Origin of the sequence: Bradyrhizobium oligotrophicum S58 (assembly GCF_000344805.1) — a bacterium.
Taxonomy (GTDB): Bacteria; Pseudomonadota; Alphaproteobacteria; order Rhizobiales; family Xanthobacteraceae; genus Bradyrhizobium; species Bradyrhizobium oligotrophicum.
On the sequence record NC_020453.1, the window covers coordinates 2,033,184 to 2,053,267 of the forward strand.

Annotated in this window: 18 protein-coding genes; 10 read left to right on the forward strand and 8 right to left on the reverse strand. The window is 65.9% G+C overall.

The annotated features are described in order from the left end of the window. The first annotated feature begins 143 nt into the window (after window positions 1-143). The 8 genes from S58_RS08690 to S58_RS08725 are packed head-to-tail and all read left to right on the forward strand — an operon-like array spanning window position 144 to window position 6,741. Window positions 144-1,199, forward strand: coding sequence for an ABC transporter ATP-binding protein (locus S58_RS08690; RefSeq protein WP_015664910.1), 1,056 nt, complete (start codon window positions 144-146; stop codon window positions 1,197-1,199). Further along, window positions 1,196-2,053: an ABC transporter permease gene (locus S58_RS08695; protein ID WP_015664911.1), complete on the forward strand. Its 858-nt coding sequence runs from the start codon at window positions 1,196-1,198 to the stop codon at window positions 2,051-2,053. Before S58_RS08690 ends, S58_RS08695 begins: the two co-directional genes overlap by 4 nt. A 5-nt stretch (window positions 2,054-2,058) precedes the next feature. Further along, a complete protein-coding gene (locus S58_RS08700) occupies window positions 2,059-2,853 on the forward strand; it encodes an ABC transporter permease (protein WP_042340652.1) in 795 nt (264 codons plus the stop codon). A gap of 11 nt (window positions 2,854-2,864) precedes the next feature. Continuing rightward, window positions 2,865-3,158, forward strand: a complete 294-nt coding sequence (locus S58_RS08705; protein WP_015664913.1) for a (2Fe-2S)-binding protein — start codon at window positions 2,865-2,867, stop codon at window positions 3,156-3,158. Continuing rightward, window positions 3,151-3,480: an FAD-binding oxidoreductase/lyase gene (locus tag S58_RS38945; protein WP_015664914.1), complete on the forward strand. Its 330-nt coding sequence runs from the start codon at window positions 3,151-3,153 to the stop codon at window positions 3,478-3,480. The genes S58_RS08705 and S58_RS38945 overlap by 8 nt, the downstream gene beginning before the upstream one ends. Continuing rightward, window positions 3,428-4,546 (forward strand): FAD/NAD(P)-dependent oxidoreductase, encoded by a 1,119-nt coding sequence (locus S58_RS08715; RefSeq protein WP_015664915.1) that lies wholly within the window; start codon window positions 3,428-3,430, stop codon window positions 4,544-4,546. Before S58_RS38945 ends, S58_RS08715 begins: the two co-directional genes overlap by 53 nt. Beyond that, window positions 4,530-5,672: an NAD(P)/FAD-dependent oxidoreductase gene (locus S58_RS08720; RefSeq protein ID WP_015664916.1), complete on the forward strand. Its 1,143-nt coding sequence runs from the start codon at window positions 4,530-4,532 to the stop codon at window positions 5,670-5,672. The genes S58_RS08715 and S58_RS08720 overlap by 17 nt, the downstream gene beginning before the upstream one ends. Before the next feature lie 22 nt (window positions 5,673-5,694). Further along, window positions 5,695-6,741 carry an ABC transporter substrate-binding protein gene (locus tag S58_RS08725; protein ID WP_015664917.1) on the forward strand — a complete coding sequence of 349 codons (1,047 nt, stop codon included), beginning with the start codon at window positions 5,695-5,697 and terminating at the stop codon, window positions 6,739-6,741. A gap of 117 nt (window positions 6,742-6,858) precedes the next feature. Here the strand turns inward: S58_RS08725 and S58_RS08730 are convergent, their stop codons facing one another. Further along, window positions 6,859-7,581 (reverse strand): pyridoxamine 5'-phosphate oxidase family protein, encoded by a 723-nt coding sequence (locus S58_RS08730; protein WP_015664918.1) that lies wholly within the window; start codon window positions 7,579-7,581, stop codon window positions 6,859-6,861. Window positions 7,582-7,645: 64 nt separating this feature from the next. On the opposite strand from S58_RS08730, the gene pdxR reads away from it, so the two are divergent. Further along, window positions 7,646-9,109 (forward strand): MocR-like pyridoxine biosynthesis transcription factor PdxR, encoded by a 1,464-nt coding sequence (gene pdxR, locus S58_RS08735; RefSeq protein ID WP_015664919.1) that lies wholly within the window; start codon window positions 7,646-7,648, stop codon window positions 9,107-9,109. On the opposite strand, the gene S58_RS08740 is transcribed toward pdxR, so the two are convergent. The 4 genes from S58_RS08740 to S58_RS08755 form a co-directional block, all read right to left on the reverse strand. Continuing rightward, complete coding sequence (locus S58_RS08740; RefSeq protein ID WP_015664920.1) at window positions 9,097-10,395, reverse strand: ComEC/Rec2 family competence protein; 1,299 nt, start codon at window positions 10,393-10,395, stop codon at window positions 9,097-9,099. The two genes, pdxR and S58_RS08740, sit on opposite strands and share 13 nt — an antisense overlap. A 139-nt stretch (window positions 10,396-10,534) precedes the next feature. Next, window positions 10,535-12,448, reverse strand: a complete 1,914-nt coding sequence (locus S58_RS08745) for a gluzincin family metallopeptidase (RefSeq protein ID WP_015664921.1) — start codon at window positions 12,446-12,448, stop codon at window positions 10,535-10,537. Window positions 12,449-12,499: 51 nt separating this feature from the next. Next, entirely contained in the window at window positions 12,500-13,657 is a 1,158-nt protein-coding gene (locus S58_RS08750; RefSeq protein WP_015664922.1) for a patatin-like phospholipase family protein, read from the reverse strand. 136 nt (window positions 13,658-13,793) lie between these two features. Further along, complete coding sequence (locus tag S58_RS08755; RefSeq protein WP_042339028.1) at window positions 13,794-14,372, reverse strand: hypothetical protein; 579 nt, start codon at window positions 14,370-14,372, stop codon at window positions 13,794-13,796. A 241-nt stretch (window positions 14,373-14,613) separates the two neighbouring features. Here S58_RS08755 and S58_RS08760 point away from each other — a divergent pair, with 241 nt between their 5' ends. Further along, window positions 14,614-15,702, forward strand: coding sequence for an SMP-30/gluconolactonase/LRE family protein (locus S58_RS08760; protein ID WP_015664924.1), 1,089 nt, complete (start codon window positions 14,614-14,616; stop codon window positions 15,700-15,702). Window positions 15,703-15,828: 126 nt separating this feature from the next. On the opposite strand, the gene S58_RS08765 is transcribed toward S58_RS08760, so the two are convergent. The 3 genes from S58_RS08765 to S58_RS08775 form a co-directional block, all read right to left on the reverse strand. After that, window positions 15,829-16,623: a class II aldolase/adducin family protein gene (locus tag S58_RS08765; protein ID WP_015664925.1), complete on the reverse strand. Its 795-nt coding sequence runs from the start codon at window positions 16,621-16,623 to the stop codon at window positions 15,829-15,831. Between the two features lie 192 nt (window positions 16,624-16,815). Next, window positions 16,816-18,357 carry a galactarate dehydratase gene (garD, locus tag S58_RS08770; RefSeq protein ID WP_015664926.1) on the reverse strand — a complete coding sequence of 514 codons (1,542 nt, stop codon included), beginning with the start codon at window positions 18,355-18,357 and terminating at the stop codon, window positions 16,816-16,818. 225 nt (window positions 18,358-18,582) lie between these two features. Further along, window positions 18,583-20,031: an aldehyde dehydrogenase family protein gene (locus S58_RS08775; protein ID WP_015664927.1), complete on the reverse strand. Its 1,449-nt coding sequence runs from the start codon at window positions 20,029-20,031 to the stop codon at window positions 18,583-18,585. Between the last annotated feature and the right edge of the window lie 53 nt (window positions 20,032-20,084).

The window sequence follows — 20,084 nt, forward strand, 5'->3', positions numbered from 1 at the left end:
AAATTCTATATAGCTGAATTTTTCTGATTTAAATTCAGGATATCTGAATTCATCGTTGACCTGTCATATCGCGGCCCCGCATGAAAAGGTCCCAGGGCGGCAATCCCTGCTGATGACGCAGGACGTCTCCCGCGCGAGGACGCATGGGTTTCCTGACGCTGGAAGGTCTAACCAGGCTCTACGGGGATGTCGCTGCGGTCAGCGACGTCCATCTCAGCGTCGCCAAAGGTGAGTTCATTTCGCTGCTCGGTCCCTCCGGCTGCGGCAAGACCACGACCCTGCAGATGATCGCCGGCCTCGTCCAGCCGACGTCCGGGCGCATCACGCTCGACGGCCGCGACATCACCCAGGAGAAGCCGGACCGCGGCGGGCTCGGCATCGTGTTCCAGAGCTACGCGCTGTTTCCGCATATGACCGTGGCGCAAAACGTGTCGTTCGGGCTCGAAATGCGCAAGGTGATCAGGGCGGAGCGCGAGACGCGCGTTAAGCAAGCGCTCGCACTCGTGCAGCTCTCGGCGCTCGCCGACCGCTATCCGCGCCAGCTCTCCGGCGGCCAGCGGCAGCGCGTCGCAGTGGCACGCGCGCTCGTGATCGATCCGCCGGTGCTGCTGCTCGACGAGCCCTTGTCCAATCTCGATGCCAAGCTGCGCGAGGAAATGCAGTTCGAGCTGCGCGGCATCCAGCAGCGCGTCGGCACCACCACGATCATGGTGACGCACGACCAGAGCGAGGCGCTGTCGATGAGCGACCGCGTCGTGGTCATGGAGAAGGGGCGTATCATGCAGGTCGATGCGCCCTACCGGCTGTATGAAAATCCCGCCACGCCGTTCATCTCCTCCTTCGTCGGCAAGATGAACCGTCTGCCCGGCGTCTGGCGCCACGGCGGCGTCGAGATCAGCGGCCGCGTGCTGCCTTGTGAGGGCGCTGATCTCGCCGATGGCGCTGCTGCCGTGCTGGCGATCAGGCCGGAGAAGATCAGCCTCAGGCCGCGGGGCGCAGGTGTTCTCGACGGCCAGATCAAGGCTCGCTTCTTTCTCGGCGGCTCCTGGTACTTCACGGTCGAGACGCCGGCCGGGCTGATCGGCGTGTCCCTGCCCAATGCAGGCGAGGAGCCGGCGCGCGAGGCCGATCAGGTCGGCCTCGATTGGAGTAGTGCAAGTGCGCGTGCGTCGAAGCCGGACGGAGCGCATCCCACATGAGCGGCGCGCGCCCCAGCACGACGCCATGGCTGCTGGCGGCGCCCGGCGCGCTGCTGTTCATCGCGCTGGTCGTCGTTCCGCTCGCGCTCACCCTGATACTGTCGTTCCACGTCTATGATGCGGCGACCGGCGTCAAGGATGCCTATACGCTCGCGCATTACGCAGCGATCCTCTCCGACAGCTACTTCCTCAACATCTTCTGGCGCACCTTGCGTCTCGCGGCGCTGACGACCTTGATCTGTGCCGCGATCGGCGCGCCCGAGGCCTACATCCTGGCGCGCATGCGCGAGCCCTGGCGCTCCATCTTCCTGCTCGCGATCATCGGCCCGCTGCTGGTGTCGGTGGTGGTGCGCGCCTTCGGCTGGAGCATGCTGCTCGGCCTCACGGGACTGGTGAACGAGGCGTTCCGCACGCTCGGCTTGGGCACGATGAAGATCCTCTACACCGAGACCGCCATCGTCATCGCGCTGGTCCATGTGATGCTGCCGTTCATGGTCATTCCGGTCTGGACCTCGCTGCAGAAGCTCGATCCGATGGTGGAAGCCGCGGCATGGACGCTCGGCGCCTCGCGCTTCACGGCGCTTCGCCGCGTGGTCATGCCGCAGGTCACGATGGGCCTGCTGTCGGGCAGCCTGGTCGTGTTCGGACTGTCCGCATCCGCCTTCGCGATCCCCGCGCTGCTCGGCGGCCGCCGGCTGAAGATGGCGGCGACGCTGGTCTATGACGAATACATGCACGAGCTGAACTGGCCGCTAGGTGCGGCCATCGCGATCCTCGTGCTGGTCATCAATCTCGTCTTCATGCTGGCCTATCAGCGCGTCGTCGAGGCGCGCGCCAAGCGGACATTGGGGTGAGCGGCATGCGCCACAATGGTCCGATCGCGCTGATGTTCCACGCCCTGGTGGTCGGCTTCGTGCTGGCGCCGCTGGTCGTGATCTGCCTCGTCGCGTTCACGCCGGCCAACACGCTCACTCTGCCGACCGCGCAATTCTCGTTGCGCTGGTTCACCGCGGTGTTCGCGCATCCGGATTTCGTCGCCTCCTTTGTCAACAGCCTGTGGGTGGCGGCCATCGCCGCGACCATCGCGGTCGTGCTCGCGGTCGCCGCCGGCCTTGCGCTCGACCGCTACGATTTCCGCGGCCGCGCGGCGCTGAACGCGCTGTTCCTGTCGCCCTTGATGATCCCGCATCTCGTGCTCGGCGTCGCCTTGCTCAGGCTGTTCGCACTGCTCGGCGCCACCGGCAGCTTCCTCTGGCTGACCGCGGGCCACATCGTCGTGGTCACGCCCTATGTGTTGCGCCTGGTGCTGGCGGCGTTGTCTGGCCTCGATCGCAGCGCCGAGCAGGCTGCGGTGACGCTCGGTGCGTCCAGCTGGATCGTGTTCCGTCGCATCACCGTGCCGATGATCCTGCCCGGCATCAGCGGCGGCTGGCTGCTCGCCTTCATCAACTCCTTCGACGAGCTCACGATGTCGATCTTCATCACCTCGCCCGCCACCGTCACCCTGCCGGTGCGCATGTACATGTATGCGACCGAGTCGATCGATCCGATGATGGCCGCGGTGTCGGCGCTGATGATCGCGGTGACGGCGGTCGCGATGCTGCTGCTCGACCGCATCTTTGGTCTCGACAAGATCCTGATCGGGCAGGGGTGAGGGACGAGGACATGCCGCTGCTTCACCGTCTCGTCCGCAAGGAGAGTCCCGCGATCTCGTTCCTGATCGACGGCGAGCCGTGCGAGGGCCGCGCCGGCGACACCGTGCTGACGGCCGTGCTCTGCCAGGTCGAGCGGCTGCGCGACAGTGAATTCTCCGGCGCGCCGCGCGCCGGCTTCTGCCAGATGGGCGCCTGCCAGGATTGCTGGGTGCAGCTCGCCGGCGGCGACCGGCTGCGCGCCTGCACGACGCCTCTCGTCGAGGGCATGCATATCATCACGCGACCAGGGCGCGGCCATGGCTGAGCGCGCGCCTCCGCTGATCCTGGGCGCCGGCCCGGCCGGCATCCGCGCCGCGATGACATTGGTCGCGGCTGGCCTGCGGCCGATCGTGGTCGATGAGAGCCATGCCGGCGGCGGCCAGATCTATCGCCAGCCGCTGATTGCCGACGGCCGCGGCGCCAAGGCGCGCTACGACTCCGAAGCGGCGAAGGCCATGCGGCTGCATCGCGACTTCGCAGCACTCGGCACCGACATCGACTATCGGCCAAATACGCTGTTGTGGAATTTGCGCGATGGCGCGGCCGATATCATCAGCGACGGCGTCAGCCGGACGTATCAGCTATGACGGGCTGGTTCTCGCGACCGGCGCCACCGATCGTGTGCTGCCGATTCCCGGCTGGACCCTGCCGGGCGTGTTTACGCTCGGTGGCGCGCAGATTGCGCTGAAGGCGCAAGGCTGCGCGATCGGCAAGCGCGTGGTGTTCGCAGGCTCCGGCCCGCTGCTCTATCTCGTCGCGTGGCAATACATGAAGGCCGGCGTCGAGGTCGCGGCCGTGCTCGATGCCGCACCGCTTGCAGCGAAGCTCAATCTGCTGCGCGCGCTGCCGCTCGCGCCCGGCATCGTGCTGCGTGGCGTGCGGATGGCGGCCGAGTTGACGCTGCGCGGCACGCGCGTCGTGTTCGGCGCCGACCGCCTCTCAATCGAGGGGGAGGGCAGGGTCGCGCGTATCGTCTATCGCGACGGTGGTCGCGAACACGCGATCGCCTGCGACGGCGTCGGCTATGGCCTCAACCTGCGCTCGGAGACTCAAGCGGCCGATCTCGCCGGCTGCGCCTTCCGCTTCGATCCGCGCGACCGCGCGCATCTGCCGGTGCGCGATGCCAGTGGCCGCAGCAGCGTCGCGGGCGTCTATCTCGCGGGCGACGGCGCCCGCATCGCGGGAGCCGATGCCGCGGAGGCCGCAGGCGAACGCGCCGCGCTGGCATTGTTGCAGGATCGCGGTCTATCGCACGACAGCAGCCGGGCCGCCGTGCTCGAGCGCGCGCTCGTAAAGATCGACCGCCTGCGCGACGTGCTCGAAGCCGCCTTTCCCTATCCATCGCAATGGGCGCCTGAGATCGCCGACGACACGCTGTTGTGCCGTTGCGAGGAGATCACGACCGGCGAGGCGCTGCGCGCGATCCGCGACTTCACGTTGACCGAGATCAACCGGCTGAAGGCGGTGACGCGTATCGGCATGGGCCGCTGTCAGGGCCGCATGTGCGGTGCTGCCGCCGCAGAACTGCTGGCCGCGCAGACGCGCCGTGACATCGACGCGGTTGGCCGGCTGCGTGCGCAGGCACCGATCAAGCCGATCCCTTTGGCTGCAGGCCTGTCGATCGACGCGAGGCAGCATGACCCGGCGCATTGACTGCGATGTCGCGATCATCGGCGGCGGCCTGGTGGGCAGTTCGGCGGCGCTGGCGTTGCGCGGCATGGGTCTCTCGGTCACGCTGCTCGACAAGGGCTTTTGCGGCGCGCAGGCAAGCGGTGTGAACTACGGCGGCGTGCGCCGGCAGGGGCGCCCGCCCGAGCAACTGCCGCTGTCACAGCGCGCGCATGCGATCTGGCCGCAGCTCGCTCGGCTGATCGGCATCGACGGCGAGTTTCTGCGCTCGGGCCATCTCAAACTCGCCCGCAGCGCCGCTGACATGGCGAGCCTGGAGCGCTATGCCGCGGAGGTCGCCCCGTTCGCGCTCGATCTCGAATTGATCGGGCACAATCAGCTGCGCGAGCGCTTCGGCATCGCAGGCGGCGTGATCGGCGGCTCGTTCTGTCCTGGTGATGGTCATGCCAATCCGCGGCTGGTCGCGACTGCGTTCGCCGGGGCGGCGCGTCGCGCCGGCGCCGAGGTGCTGGAGAATACGAAGGTCACGGGCGTCACCAGGACATTCGAGGGCTTTGCGCTGGAGGCCGGCGATGTCGCCGTGAAGGCGCGCACCGTCATCAACAGCGCCGGGGCCTGGGCGGACAATTTTGCCCGCGCGTTCGGCGAGCCGGTGCCGCTGGAGCGCACCTATCCGTCGATGGTCGTGACCGAGCCGCTCGATCCGTTTCTCGGCGTCAACGTCGGTATCGAGGGGGGAGGCATCTATGCGCGGCAGGTGACGCGTGGCAATGTCGTTGTGGGCGGCGAGCGCGCCGCGCCGCTCGATGACCCCGACTATTCGCGCCCGCGCAGCGACGGTGTCCTCGCGATCATGCAGCGTGCCAGCGAGTTGTTCGGGCCACTGCGCCACGCGCAGGCGATCCGGTTCTGGAGCGGCACCGAGGCGACGATGCCCGACCGCAATCCGGTGATCGGGCCGAGCGCAACGACGCCGGGCCTCATCCATGCCTTCGGCTTCTCCGGCGCTGGCTTCCAGATCGCACCGGGGGTCGGCGAGGTCCTGGCCGAGCTCGTGCGCGACGGCCGGACCTCCACCCCCATCGACGCATTCGCGATCACCCGTTTTCCACCCGCATCGCAGCCGGACGATGCTCTCAGCAGCAGATGACAGGATCGAAGGAGACATCGTTATGATCGACGTCCGCGCCGCGCTCGGCTCAGCCCTCTTGTTCGTGCTCGGCACCGCCTCCGTGCACGCCGAGACCAGGACGCTCTATGTCGGCATGAACGGCGGCAATTTCGAGCGCACCTATACCCAGGCGGTATTTCCGGATTTCGAGAAGGCCAACGACGTCAAGATCGTCGTCGTGCCCGGCACGTCGTCGGAGATTCTCGCCAAGGCGCTCGCCGCCAAGGACAAGCCGCAGATGCACGTCATGTTTCTCGACGATGGCGTGATGATCCGCGCCGCTGGACTCGGCCTATGCGAGAAGCTGAAGCCGAGCGAGGGGCTCGCGCAGCTCGAGCCGTTCGCGCGGCTCAAGGACGACATCGCCGCCGGCATCGACATCGGCATGACCGGGCTCGCCTACAACAAGAAGCTGTTCGACGAGAAGGGGTGGCCCGCGCCGACCTCGTGGCTCGATCTCGCCGATCCCAAATACAAGGACAAGGTTGTGTTCCAGTCGGCCTCGGTCTCGACCTTCGGCCTGCACGCCTTCCTGATGTTCAATCGTATCAATGGTGGCAGCGAAGCCAATGTCGAGCCGGGCTTCAAGGCATTCTCCGACACGATCGGCAAGAACGTTCTCGAATACATTCCGAACTCAGCGAAGATCTCGGAGATGGTGCAGACCGGGGAGGCCGCGATCTTCCCGCTGACGCCGACGGCGGTGTCGAACTTGAAGGAGAAGGGCATCCCGGCGGAGTATGCGCAGCCCAGGGAAGGCTCCGTCGTGCTGATGGTCGCCGAGTGCGTGATTGCGAACAATCCGGACGCCGAGCTGGCGCAGAAGCTGGCGGCTTATCTGCTCTCGCCGGAGGCGCAGGCGAAGGCACTGGCGGCTGGCAACATCGTGCCGTCCAATACGACGGCTAAGGCCACCACGCCCGCCGCCGAGCAGAAGCTCGCCACCTTCCACACTTATATGAAGAGCGCGATCACGCTCGACTGGGACGTGATCAACGCCAAGCGGCCGGAATGGAATACGCGCTGGAACAGGATGATCGAGCGGTGAGGGGGCCTAGCTCCAGTGTCATTGCGAGCGCGGCGAAGCAATCCAGGGTGGCGCAAGAACTCTGGATTGCTTCGTCGCTTTGCTCCTCGCAATGACGCCAGGCGTAGTCGCCAGCAGTTATCCCGCGGGATAGCTCATCGCATAGGACTCCGTCAGCGCCTCGTCGAGTAGGCGTCCGGCGCTGAAGCCGGACAGCGTCGCTGGACGTGCGAGGCCAGGCATTAGCCGCCCGCACGGCTCCGCTGCGCCCAGCACGGAGCGCACGGGTATGCGCTCGGCATAAACAGGCAACGCGTAGTCTTCTTCGTCGTCGATGACGCCGGCAGCGCGGATCTTGGCCGAAGCCTTCTCGATCTCCATCGTGACGACAGCAGTCGCCTTGAGCTCCTGATCCGTCGTCGGTCGCAAGCCGGCGGTGCGGCCGGGAAACAAGCGGTCGACCATCATCACGAGCGCGCGTGCCTTCTCGGCCTGATCCTCGATCAGCCTGGCATGGCCGAACGCCATCACCGAGCGATAGTCGGCGGAGTGGTGGAAGGCGCTGCGCGCCAGCACCAGCGCGTCGAGATGGGCCACGGTGAGGCAGGCCGGCTGGCCTTCGGACAGATTGCGCAGCATGCGGCTGGCGCTCGAACCGTGCCAGTACAGCGTCGTGCCCTCGCGCCAATAGAGGGTCGGCGTGCAATAAGGCTGGCCGTCGATGACGTAGGAAACGTGGCACAGCGCGGCGGAGTCGAGCAGTGCATGCACCGTTGCATGATCGTAGTGGGCGCGCTGATGCCGCCGCTTGACGCGATTGGTATCGTCGACGGGGTAGCTCGCCACCTGTTGCTCGGACATCGTGAGTCTCCTGTTTGCGGTGACGTCATGCCATGGCAAAGTGGTTGCGAGGAGTTCCACTTCGATGACAAAACAGGCAACCACTTCGAGGCGCAGGCGCGACGATGTCCTGGCACTGCCGATCCGGCTCGACCGCACCCTGCGCAGCCAGCCGCAGCAGGTGCACGGCGCGCTGCGCGCCGGCATCATCGACGGGCTGCTCACGCCCGGTCTGCGGCTGCCATCGACGCGCGGACTCGCCGAGCAGCTCGGCGTTCGCCGGAACGCCATCGTGGCGGCCTACGAGCAGCTGTTGTCGGATGGGCTGGTCGAGGCGCGGCATGGCGCCGGCACCTATGTCGCCGCCGAGTTGCCGGCACAGCCGCCGGCTGCGCCGGCCAGCAATCTGGACATTCGAATCCCGCCGCGCCGACCCTTCGCGCTGGGCTGCACGCTGGTCGATCCGGTGCTTCTGAAGCGGCTCGCAGCGGCAAGCAGGCGCCGCATCGCGCAGGCCTCGCCCGATGAACTCGGCTACGGCGATCCGCGCGGCAGCCTGCATCTGCGGACGCAGGTCGCGCATTATCTCGCCGCCAATCGTGGCGTGCGCTGTGATCCCAGCTGTATCCTCATCGTGAGCGGCACCCAGCACGGATTGCGGCTGTGCATCGACGCGCTGCTGGTCCCGGGCGATGCCGTCTGGTTCGAGGATCCCGGCTATGTCGCCTCGCGCTACACTTTGCGCACCACCGGCGCCAGGCTGGTGCCGGTGCCGGTCGACGGCGAAGGCATCGTGGTCACGTCAGGTGAGAAGGCCGACGCGACGGCGAAGGCAGCCTATGTCACGCCATCGCACCAGTTTCCAACCGGCGTTGCGATGAGCATGGCGCGCCGCATCGCACTGTTGGACTGGGCGCGCAGGGCGGGCGCCTACATCTTCGAGGATGATTACGACAGCGAGTACCGTTTCGCCGGGCCGCCGCTCACGGCGCTGGCCGGCATCGGCGCCGAGCGCGTGATCTATCTCGGCACCTTCGGCAAGACGCTGTTTGCGGGACTGCGGCTCGGCTATGTCGTGGTGCCGCCGCCGCTCGTGGCGCGCGTCGTTGCCGCGCGCGCCGCGCAGGATCGCTTTCCGCCGGTCTTCATGCAGGACGCGCTCGCCGACCTCATGGCCGATGGCGTGATCGCGGCCCACATGCGACGGATGCGCCCGCGCTATCGGCAGGCGCGCGACGTCGTTGCGGAGGCGCTTGCCGCGCAAGCCAGGGGATGTCTCCACCTCGCGGCACCCGCGCAAGGACTGCATCTCCTGGCGACGTTGCCGCCAGGCGCGCCGAAAGGCGCGGCGAAGCTGATCCGCGAGCGCGCCGGGATCGAATGCCGGCTGTTGTCGGATGCGCGCATCGTGCAGCGCGGGCCCGACGGTTTCATCCTGGGGTATTCGGGCTTTGCGGCGAAGGATCTCGCGGATGCCGCCGGGCGGCTCGGACGCGCCGCGCAGGAGGTCCTGCGCGAGTTGCAGCCGTCGGGAATTCAGAAAGCATAGTCGATGAAGAGCTCGTGTGCCGGGGCGCTGAAGGCCTTGGGTAGCGCGCCGGCATCCGGATTCGCCGGCGCGTCGGCCCCGGCTGCGACCTGATCGCTCCGTGCAAGCTGATCGTTCATGCGCTGGCGCAGCGCGTCCAGAAGCGGCGCGCGCGGCACTTCGTTATAGGCGTGCTCCTGGGTCGAGCACATCCCGACGCATCCGATCCGCATGGCCTTCACGGCGTCCTTCGGCGTCGCATTCGCACTGCCATGATGACCGACCTTGTAGAAGTCGATCTTGCCCAGGATATCCTGCGCCTTGGCGGTGAGCTGGGTATGGCCGGGTGTGCCATAGGCACCGCCATAGAGGAAGTTCTCCCAATTGCCCCATTGGGCATCGCCCGCGAACAGGAGGTTCTTGCCGCCGAAGGAGAACAGGATGACGAGGCTCTGATTGTTGAGCGTCTTGTCGGCCGCCTCCGCCTGTGCAGCGAGCACGTCCGGCTGGGCGCCCTCGAGCATGCGCATCATCCGGTCGTAGCCATAGGGCTCGAAAGCCTTGTCGCCATAGTCGTCCCGCTTGCCGCGAAAGGCATTCGCGAACGGTTTCAACTTCTCCGGCTGATCGTCCCCCTCGGTCACGCCCGCGAGATATTGCTGGTTCTTGTTGGTCATCTGGCCGATCAGGGCGTCGTCGATCGGAGGACCGAGGATCTCTGCGGCAAAGCCGGCCGCTGCGAGACCGGGAGGCAGCGTCGGTACGTCGCCGGCCTTGTAGTAGTCATGTGCCGGCTGGCTGCCCTTGAAGCCGCCATGCAGCACGTTCAGCGCCTTCTGGTTCGCGGCAATGCCCGCGAGGCCAAGGCCGCCGGTGATGTTCTCGGCCATGCTCAGCAGCTGTTCCGCCTCGGGGTCCGGCTTTGCGGCCAGACGCGCCTGGAATTGCCGGCCGAGATGTCCGGCCATCGCCACCAGGCTGGCCTGAAACGCGACGGCCTTCTGATCCCCCGGATTTTCGAACCAGGGCATCCACACCCGCTCGACCTCGATCTGGGCGAAGATGTCGGCGCAGCTGCCAAAACCCGAAATGTGGTCGGCGTGCCGGTGCGTCATGATCACCAGTGCCAGCCGATTGCCGCAGTCCTTTGCCATCTGGGTGACGGCCGCGCGCATGCTGCCGAGGTCCTTGGCGTGGACGCCGCAATCGATCAGGATATGGCTGACGCCGGGCGCGGATGGCACGCTGAGCAGGAAGAAATCGCCGAAGCCGATGCGATACATGCGCACGCGCAGGCCGCTGGCCATCTTCGTCACAGCGGTGGTGGACAATGGCGCGGCCTGGGGCGGTTGTGAAAGCCCCTTGCTGATCGATCTGGCACCGCGAGCCGGCTTTCGTTTGCCGCGAGGGCTGGACGTTGCTGATGTCGAACGTCGGCTGGGCATGTCAGACTCCCGCGTGGAGCAGCGCGAAATCCAGCCGGAAACGCTTGTCCTCATCATGTCCGGCCGGAATGGTGGTGGTGGCTCGCCCGCTGCCGACATAGAAGTTGCGCACGCGCTCCTCGCGCTCCCGGTGATAGAGCTTGGGGATGACGAAGCGCACGCGCGGATCGGGACGTTTGTCGTGCTCGGGCGGATCCTGGGCGATCAGCAGCGTGACGCCGTTGCGCAGCGGGAACGTGCCCGGAATGCCGTGCCCGAATGGCACGCGCATCGTCTGCACCAGCTCGACGACCATGCTGACATAGAGCTTGCCATCCTTGCCGATCGAGAACATCGGATGGAAGGATGGAGCGGCGATCGGGCCGGCCTTCGGATCGAAACCGAGCTTGTCGGCATGCGTCACGGCGAAGGCGCGCAGCACGTCGCCATTGTGATCCTTCTCATCCTTGGTGAGGCCGTTGGGATCACCGAAGATCAGACCGGGCACACGCAGGCTTCCCCGCATGACTTTCGGCCAGAACAGGGCGTCCTCGGAAAAGGCGGTCGCGTTCTCGGCGACGATGCCGCGCAGACGGAAGGCCTGCATGAAGGCATCGCGGACGTGGTCGGGGTCATCGGGCGTGTAGTCCAGATGCGCCGTCAGCAGGGCGCGCAGGAAATCGCCGAAGGTGATGTCGACGGGTGGACAATAGTCCAGCGCGCGGGCGCAGATGGCGAAGAACTCCTCCGCCGTCCGGCTTGCCTCCATCGCCAGCCGGTTCGCGAGCGGCACCGGCAGGTCGGCCTTGTCGAGACTTCCGCCGCTGGCGCGGTAGATCCGGAACAGGTCGAAGGTCCTGCGGCCGTAGACGGTGAAATACGCATCGAAGACGGCGGCGACCAGAATGGAGCCCCGCTCGTGAGGTTCGATCTTGGTGCCGATCTCCTTGGCGCCGTCGGGAGTCGCCGGCGTCATCAGGGCGCTGCGCAGGCTGGATGCGCGCCCGGCCGCCTCGCCGAACTGGGTGGCCAGCGCGATCAGCGGATTTTCGGTGTTGAGCTGCGACTGGATCGCGGGTGTGGCGCCATGTGCGAGCTCGGCATCGCCCTTGAGCTTGAACTCGAACAGCTTGCCGCCCGTCTTCTGCAGCGTATCGACCAGCACCTCCTTGTGAGAGAAATGCAGGAACAGCGCGGCGAGATCGGCGAAGGCCTCGTGGAAAGCCGCCACGTCGACATTGGTCGGCTCCATGAAGTGCTCACGGATGCCGTCGACGATCGCATGCGTGGTCTCGTGCACGATGATGTCGTGCGACAGGCAGGTGAAGACGGTCTGTCCCGGCAGGTTGCGGCCCGGATTGGTGCGGCTGGCCTTGAAGTAGCCGAACAGAATGCCGTGCGCGTCGGGGCTGTAGAATGCATTGGCCTCGCACATCGCATGCGGAAACAGATTGAGACGTCGCGAAGCTCCCTTGGGGGCCGCTGGATGACCGGTGCCGGACCGCGTCCGCCAGCGCACGCGCCGGCCGAGGGCATATTCGAAGCGCTGCAAGGTCTCGCTCGCCACGGCATAGACCATCTGCTGATGAAACCGCGGGTCCGCCGCCGACGGCGGCAGGCCATTCGTCATCAGCAGCTTCGGATCGTCGAGATTGACCGGCTTGTAGAAGGTGCGCTGGCTGCCGTCGTAGTCGATCACGGCAAAGCGCTCGCCGATCGGGCCTGGCTCCAGGCTCTCGTAGCGGACATGCGTGACCATCTGATTGCCGACGAAATTGCCGAGGCTCGGGTCGAACGCATAGACATTGAGCGGCCGTTCCGACGGGAACGGAATTTCCGTCGTCGAGAAGATGTCCTCCGACATGTCGTCATGCGTGGCAGGAGGCTCGCCGGTGGGCGTGACATCGTCGCATTTGAAGCGCGATGGATGCGGCATCCTCACCTCGACCTGTGCCGGCTCATGATGGTCTCGCATGATGAACCCTGGTCAGTAGGCTCCGGGAAACGGGAAGCCGGTCGGGGCGATGATCTGGATCCCGAGCTTCTGCTGCAGCGGTCCGTCGATGTGGGTTCGCAGTGCTGCGTCGCAGATGGCGTAGCCCCAGTTCATCAGCCGGTTCTGCACGTCGTGCGGCATCTTCTCCAGCCTGGTCGGGATCGCAGCCAGCGGCGCCGGGTTCCGGTGCAGGCAGTCGAGCGGATCCGCAGGAAGCTTGTAGTCGGCGAATCTGGTGCGAATGCCCCAATAGGTCCCGGTGTGATCGCCGCGATCATAGGCGTCGATCAGCTGGCGCTTACGCAGGCTCCGAACCTGGTTGTCGATGACGCCAAGAATGCGAACCGCGTGGCGGGCCCAGTCGTGATGCGGATCCTCCTCCGGACTTATCTGCTGGCCGGCATCGCTCACGAGCAGCGTCGAAAAGCGCTTCACGGTCTCGAGGCCGAGATTGTCATAGACGCCGCCATCGCTGAGCACGGCGCTGGTCGTGTAGGGCGGGTGGCTCAGATCGGCTCCTTCGACCGCACGCACCGCTTGGTGGATGGGCAAAGTGAGCGGCGACAGGATCGGCGGGAAGGCGGAGGACGCGGCGACGGCGGTCGCAAGTGTCACGTCGGGTGCATCGACCAGCCCGACCCGGTAGTCGCCCATGTACCGGCGCGAGAATCGCCACAGCACGGCGGATTGGATGTTGGTCGCGTTGATGACGAAGCGCGGCGCCTTGCCGTCGCTGTCATCCGGCAGATCCGCAAGCTTCTTGCCGTCGAACAGCACATCGTCATAGGCGGCTGCGACGCGGTCGCTGATCGTGCCGGGCAGGAAGATGCCACCGATCACCGCGCCGACATCGACGGAGGTGTCGGCCATTTTTCGCAAGCCATCGACGACGATGCTGAAGTTCTGCGCCTTTCCTGCTGCATCGAAGTTGAGGTCTTTCCAGCGCAGACCGAGATAGGCCGCGGTGATCGAACCGCCTGACACGCTCGAAATGCGCTTGAGCCGGCTCAGCAGACCGACCTCGTTGAGCCGCCAGAGCGCGCCGATGTGAAACACCATGGCGCGGTAGCCGCCGCCGGACAAGGACAGCGTCACGCCGTCTTCATGCTGAGAGGTTGCGGCATCAAGGTCGGTCGGCTCGATCGGCATGACAGTCCTCCCTTTTGCCGATGGGTCGCTGCGGACCGACACACGTTCAACGGGACTGCAAATATTTCTGCACCCGCTGCGCGGTGCAAGACGGCGCGCTGACGCAGAGGGCTCAGGCGGCGAGTTCGCCCGCCGATTACTGGTACGGGTCGTGGGCGGCGTTGGTCAGGGTCTGCCGCACCCGGCGGAGCGTGATCGGCGTGCCGTCGGACACGAACTGCAGCTCATAGGCGCGGCCGGAATCGTCCTTGGCGGAGCAGGTGACGCTGGTCACCTTGAGCATGGCGAAATTGCCGACCTGCCGGCAGACGCCGGATGAGCTCTGCGCCGCCGGCACCGGAATGCCGTCGACCTTCGGGCGGTGCTTCGAGTTGAGCAGCATGCGATCGATCGGCAGCTCGTAGACGTTCTGGATCGACCTGCGGCCGTTGACGCCGGAGAATGCGATGATGTGGCTCTCGTCGGCGGGATCGTCGAGCGCGACGGTGAAATGGGCACGGCCCTTCTCGCTGTGAAAGAACGCGACCGTCTTGCACGGGAACTCGCGGCCGTCGACCTTCACGGTGCGGCAGCTGCCGGACATCAGCGCATAGAGATCGATGTCGGGCCGCTCCTCCGGTGGGCTCGCCAGCGGCACCGGCTGCTGAGCCACGCAGGGCGTGCCCAGGGACAGACAGAGCGCGGCGGCGGCGAGGCGAGGAAAATGCAAGGGCATCCGCGGGGTGGGCCTGGAGGAATCATATCTGCGCAGCAGAGTAAGCGATGTGTCAGCTTTGCGGCAAAAAGAGGTCGGACGCTGGCCTGCCCAGCGTACCTCTGATCGCGGTCGCCTCCGGACGATGCGCCGTTGCGCGCCGATTGATACCGCAAAAGCAATAGAAAGTTCGGTGCGCACCTTCTATGGGAACGACATGGCCGGTCCCCGGCCCAACACAAGAGCCATACGGAGGAAACTGATGAATCTGTCGCGTCGCGGCATTCTGTCGGCCGCGCTGAGCGGAGCGGCCCTCGCGATCTCGGGCCAGGCAAGGGCGCAATCCTTCGCCTTCAAGCCGAACCAGCGATATCCCGATCCCGCGGTCGAGATCCTCGATCCCAGCTTCGCCAAGTACCGCCTCTACAGCTCGACCATCGAGCAGGTCGCGAGCGGCATGCGATGGGCGGAGGGGCCGGCCTATTTCCCGGATGAAGGCTACCTGCTGCTCAGCGACATTCCCAACAACCGCATCATGAAGCTCAGCGAGAAGGACGGCAGCTTCACCGTCTTCCGCAGCCCGGCGAACTACGCCAACGGCAATACGCGCGACCGTCAGGGCCGGCTTGTCAGTTGCGAGCATTCGGTGACGCGCCGGATCACCCGCACCGAGAAGAATGGCACGGTCACGGTGCTCGCCGACGGCTTCGAAGGCAAGCGGCTCAACGCGCCGAACGACGTCGTCGTGAAATCCGATGATACGATCTGGTTCACCGATCCGCTGTTCGGCATCAACGGCAATTGGGAAGGCTTCAAGGCCAAGTCGGAGCAGGCCAACACCAACGTGTTTAGGATCGGCACCGACGGCAAGCTCACCGCGGTCATCACCGACCTCGTCAATCCGAACGGGCTCGCGTTCTCGCCGGACGAGAAGAAGCTCTACGTCGTCGAGTGGAAGGGCACGCCGAACCGCAGCATCTGGAGCTACGACGTCAATGCCGACGGCACGGTCGGCAACAAGGTCAAGCTGATCGACGCGGCCGACCAGGGCTCGCTCGACGGCTTCCGCGTCGACCGTGACGGCAATCTGTGGTGCGGCTGGGGCTCCAACGGCGCATTGGCCTCCGAGCCGGTCGACGTCAACGGCCGCAAGGTGTTTCCGCTCAAGGCGCGGTCCGAGGATCTCGACGGCGTGATGGTGTTCAACCCGCAGGGCAAGCCGATCGGCTTCATCCGCCTGCCGGAACGCTGCGCCAATCTCACCTTCGGCGGACCGAAGAACAACCGGCTCTACATGGCGGCGTCGCATTCGCTCTACGCGCTCTATGTCGAGACGGAGGGCGCGGTGTAGCGCACCCGGCATCGGGATGTCGGCGTTCGTCATTGCGAGCGCAGCGACGCAATCCAGAGTCTTGATACAACGGGAACTGGATTGCTTCGTCGCTCTGACCTCTCGCAATGACGTTCATCCGGGCTATCATTTGCCCGCCTGCACCTTCTGCTTCCACAACGCCCAGGCGCGGTCCATGATCACCATGTTGACCGCGTCGGCCTTGGTGGCCTCCTCGGCGCTCAGGAAGGTGATCTCGCTGCCGAGTCCGATCGCCTGCGTCTGCAGCTTGGCATTCACGTCGGTGTAGTAGGCGCGGAACACGGCGACCTTGACCGCGGAGCCGACGGTGACGTCGCCATGGCCGCGCATCAGCACCACCGATTTGTCGCCGAGCGCTGATGCCAGCGACTTGCCGATCGCATTGTTGCTGACCAGCATGTTGGTCGTGCCGAAATCCTTGCCGATGTCCCAGACGGCTGCGCCGGCGCCGAGGAAGGCGGCGTTGTGATAGAGCGGCCGCAGGGTCGTGCGGCTGACGCTGAACGGCACGACGCCCGGCGAATGGGTGTGCACCACCGCCTTCACGTCCGGGCGCGCGCGGTAGATCTCGGCATGGATGAAGCGTTCGAGGAAGACAGTGCGGCCGCGGGCATCCACGGCTTCGCCATTCTCGTCGAACTCCATGATGTCGTCGGCCGTGACCTGCGCCGGCGCGACGGAGCGCGCCATCAGGAAGTGGCCGGGATTGGTGGGATGCCGCGCGCTGACATGGCCGAAGGCGTCGACGACGCCGAGATCGGCGAGGATGCGGCTGCCGGCGGCGATATCGTCGAGCAGTTCGCGCGGGACGCCGGGAATGGAGTCCTGGGCGCGGGAGGGAGCGGCGGAGAGGAGGACGGTTGCGAAAGCAATTGCGGCAAAACAACTGACCTTAGACATGTTGTCGTTCCCCTCCCTGGTCCCAGTTGATCTAGGTTTGCCGCTTCAACATACGCGTCATTGCGAGCGAAGCGAAGCAATCCAGTTCTGTCCGGTACGGGACTCTGGATTGCTTCGCTGCGCTCGCAATGACGGGGATGGGTCTGGGTGAAGCAATTGCCATGGCCGTGTGAGCAAAATCCTGCCGGGGCCTCAGGTCACCGGCGCAGGGTTGAACAAGGTCAGGTCGTTGTGGATGCCCCAGCGGTCGGACCATGGCTTGGTGCGGCCGGAGGCGACGTCGAGGATCAGCTTGAACAGCTCCCAGCCGGTCTCCTCGATGGTCATCTCGCCGGTGGCGATGCGCCCCGCATCGAAATCGATCAGGTCCTTCCAGCGCCGCGCCAACTCGCTGCGGGTGGCGACCTTGATGACGGGCGCCGCCGCAAGGCCGTACGGCGTGCCGCGGCCGGTCGTGAACACCTGGAGCGTCATGCCGGAGGCGAGCTGAAGCGTGCCGCAGATGAAGTCGGAGGCCGGTGTCGCCGCAAACAGCATGCCCTTCTGCTTGGCCTTCTCGCCCGGTGCCAGCACGCCATGGATCGGACCGGAGCCGGACTTCACGATCGAGCCCAGCGACTTCTCGACGATGTTGGCGAGGCCGCCCTTCTTGTTGCCGGGCGTGGTGTTGGCGCTGCGATCGGCGCCGCCGCGCGCGAGATAGGAATCGTACCAATCCATCTCGCGGATCAGCGCGCGGCCGACGTCCTCGTTGATGGCGCGGCGCGTCAACAATTGGATTGCATCGCGAACTTCGGTCACTTCGGAGAACATCACGGTCGCGCCGGCGCGCACCAGCAGATCGGCGGCGAAGCCGACCGCGGGATTGGCGGTGACGCCGGAGAACGCATCGCTGCCGCCGCATTGCAGGCCGATCACGAGATCGGACGCCGGGCAGGTCTCGCGCGTGCGCTTGTTGAGCTCGGCCAGGCGCCGTTCGGCCTGGGTCATGATGGCGTCGACGATGGCGCCGAAGCCGTCGAACGCCTCGTCCTGCATGCGCACGATGGAATCTTCCGCGCCTTCCGGCAGCAGCCGCTCCGGCGCCAGCTTCTCGCAGCCGAGGCCGACGACGAGGATCTCGCCGCCGAAATTCGGGTTCAGCGCGAGGTTCTGCAGGGTGCGGATCGGCACAACGGCATCGGGCGCCGTGATCGCGACGCCGCAGCCATAGGCGTGGGTGAGAGCGACGACGTCGTCCACGTTCGGGTACTTCGGCAGCAGCTCGGACTTGATGCGCTTGATGGCGTATTCGAGCGTGCCCTTGACGCATTGGACTGAGGTCGAGATGCCCAGCACGTTGCGGGTGCCGACCGAGCCGTCCCGGTTGCGATAGCCTTCGAACGTGTAGCCGTCGAGCGGCGGCAGCGGAGCAGGGACGGCGGTCGAGATCTCGAGCTTGTCGAGGGCAGGGGCCTCCGGCATGTCGATGCGGGCTTCGTCGACCCATTCCCCGGCTGATATCGGCGACTTGGCGGTGCCGATGATCTCACCGTAGCGGATGATCGGCGCGTCTTGCGCGATGTCGACCAGCGCCGTCTTGTGGCCCTGCGGCACGAAGCTCTTCAGCGTCAGGCCGTCAGCGAATTTGGTGCCGGCAGGCAGCCCGAAATCATTCACCACGATCGCGACGTTGTCGCGCGCGTTGAGCTTGATGATGCGGGGCTCCTGGTTCGCGACGACCTGCTGGTTCATGCTGGCTCCGTTTCGCTCCGTAGGGTGGGCAAAGCGAAGCGTGCCCACCGTCATTCCTCTTGCTCCGAACCGTCGGTGGGCACGGCGCTACGCGCCTTTGCCCACCCTACAGGTCTTCGTTTCCGTCATTGCGAGCGAAGCGAAGCAATCCAGGATCAAGAAGGAAGTCTGGATTGCTTCGTCGCTTCGCTCCTCGCAATGACGGCGCCCGTGACAGACGAGGGCTCACACCGGGAAGGTGTAGGCCGTCTTGACCGTGGTATAGAACTCTCTTGCGTAGGAGCCCTGCTCGCGGGCGCCGTAGCTCGAGCCTTTGCGGCCGCCGAACGGGACGTGGTAGTCGACGCCGGCGGTCGGCAAATTGACCATCACCATGCCCGCTTCGCTGTTGCGCTTGAAGTGCGAGGCGTATTTCAGGCTGCTGGTGCAGACGCCGGCCGCGAGGCCGAACTCGGTGTCGTTGGCGATCGCCAGCGCCTCGTCATAGGTCTTGGCGCGGATCACGCAGGCGACCGGGCCGAAGACCTCCTCGCGGGCGATGCGCATGGTGTTGCTGGCCTCGGTGAACAGCGCCGGCTGCATGTAGAAGCCGGGCGTCTCGCGGTTCAACAATTCACCGCCCCAGGTGAGCTTGGCGCCTTCATCCTGGGCGATCTTGAGATAGCGCTGATCCTGCTCGAGCTGGTTGCCGTCGACCACGGGGCCAATATGGGTGCCCTGCTTGACGGCGTCATCGACGACGAGGCCCTTGAGACGCTCGGTCATGGCGGCGACGAACTTGTCGTGGATGCCTTCGGTGACGATGAACCGCGACGATGCCGTGCAGCGCTGGCCGGTGGAGAAATAGGCGCCGTTGGTGGCGGCTTCGACCGCAACCTTGAGGTCGGCGTCATCGAGCACCACCAGCGGGTTCTTGCCGCCCATCTCGAGCTGGAACTTCTTCATCGGGTTCGACAGCACGCAGGCCTGCGCGATCTTGCGGCCCGTGCCGACCGATCCGGTGAAGGAGATCGCGGCGACGTCCGGATGGTCGATCAGGGTCTGGCCGACCACCGAGCCGGAGCCGACGACGAGATTGAACACACCGGCGGGAAGGCCAGAGCGCGCGATGATCTCGGACAGCGCGTGCGCCGAGCCCGGCACCAGCTCGGCCGGCTTGAACACGACCGTGTTGCCGTAGCAGAGCGCGGGCGCGATCTTCCAGGCGGGGATCGCGATCGGGAAATTCCAGGGCGTGATCATGCCGACGACGCCGACGGCCTCGCGGGTGATCTCGACGTCGAGGCCGGGCCTGACAGAGGCCCCCTTCTCGCCGGTCAGGCGCAGCGCCTCGCCGGCAAAGAACGCGAAGATCTGGCCGGCACGGGCGACCTCGCCGATGCCTTCCGGCAAGGTCTTGCCTTCCTCGCGCGCCAGCAGGCGGCCGAGCTCTTCCTTGCGCGACAGGATCTCCGCCGAGATCTTGTTCAGCGCATCGTAGCGCTCCTGCGGCGTCGAGCGCGACCAGGCCGGAAACGCGGCCTTGGCGGCGGCGATCGCCTTCTCGGTCTGCGCCTTGTCGGCCTTGGCATATTCGCCGACGACGTCGTTGGTGTTGGACGGGTTGATGTTGCGGGTCACCCCGCTGCCGTCGACCCACTCGCCGGCAATGAAATTCTTGAGGATCGCGTTCATGTTGTTCTCCAGACTTTGCGCGATTGCTCGGACAATCTAACCGATCGCCCCCG